2 protein-coding genes are annotated in these 1,385 nt (G+C 40.1%); both read right to left on the bottom strand.

The genetic code is table 11. The annotated features are described in order from the left end of the window. The coding region (locus AC6F75_RS10110; protein WP_500714903.1) for a GSCFA domain-containing protein at positions 1-659 on the bottom strand (659 nt) is incomplete at its 3' end. A gap of 40 nt (positions 660-699) precedes the next feature. After that, positions 700-1,385, bottom strand: a 686-nt coding sequence (locus AC6F75_RS10105; protein ID WP_500714902.1) for a DHHA1 domain-containing protein, incomplete at its 5' end; no start/stop codon positions are given.

Raw genomic sequence — 1,385 nt, 5'->3', positions numbered from 1 at the left:
GAAGGGGGGCTTACTTTTAGCAAAAAACTATTTAAGCCTGCAATTAAATGTGCTTTACTTACTTGGTTTTCAACAAATCCGTCTTTGAGGTGGCGGACGGGTGAGATGGTGAAAATGAAATTGATGTTTGGGTTGACAGCTTTGACTTTTAAAACTAAATTTTCTATGCTTATTGCAATTTCTTTAATCGACAGTAGCTTTTTTTCAAAGGCTTTTTGAGGCACTTTGTGACAGTTGGCTACAATTTGAGTTGATTCTATATGCTTATAAGCCCAGGCGGTTCCCAGGGTGATGATAAAATGTGTAGCTTCTATAATGTTTTGACGAGTGGTTTTCAGAGTGTCATTCAGGTTGGCGAGCATCACTTCTTTATCCGGATGACTCATCGCCGAATGCACATCAAAACAGTGCCAGCGTTCATCAAGTAAGAAAACATTATCTTGTGTAAACTGCTTTTCGCTTAAAGCGAAATCAATTACTTTTTCAATCGCCAAAGGATGAAATAAAATCCCAAATGGGTTTGTCAGATGATTCAACTTGTAGTAATCAAACTTCTTCCCCACCTCATCGGCAAAGCAGGAGCCGAAGGAAAGGATTCTCGAATGGTAATCAATAGGGTGATTACTTTTCGGGATGGGTATTTTTGTTGATAGTTCCATGATTTAACCTTTCAGGGTTCAAAACCCTTAAAGGGTTGTTCTATTTTATATATTCTTTTGCCTTCTCCAAAGCTTCAGCAATTCCCCCGGGATTTTTACCCCCTGCTGTGGCAAAAAACGGTTGCCCGCCGCCGCCGCCCTGAATGTATTTTCCAAGTTCGCGAACGATTTGTCCGGCATTCAATCCTTTTTCTGCAACGAGTTCTTTTGAAATGTAGCAAGTCAACATGGGTTTGTTATCCTGTACTGTAGCAAGTAGTAAATATAAATTATCGCCTAATTTCCCAAGTTCATAAGCCAAGTCTTTAGCGCCATTGGCATCAAGGTCTACTTGCTTAGCCAGAAACTGTATGCCATTTACTTTCTGAAGTTCAGTTAGAAGTTCTCCTTTAAGGCCTTTGGCTTTGTCTTTTAGTAATTGTTCAAGTTGTTTTTTCAGCTCGTTGTTTTCATCCTGAAGGTTTTTCACAGCTTTCAAAGCGTCCTGAGGATTCTTAAGCGTTTCTTTTATTGAGGCCAACTTGGATTCCTGTTCTGTGAAATAAGCTTTTACGGCATCTCCGGTAATCGCTTCTATCCTGCGGATTCCAGAAGCAATCGCTCCTTCACTCATAATTTTAAAGTGCCAGATATGAGCCGTGTTTTTTACGTGAATGCCTCCGCACAACTCCATACTTTTACCAAACTTAATGGCTCGCACAGTGTCTCCGTATTTTTCACCAAACA

The organism is Planktosalinus sp. (genome assembly GCF_059864935.1).
Note: the sequence above shows the minus strand (reverse complement) of the source record. Positions and strands in the feature narration are given on the sequence as shown.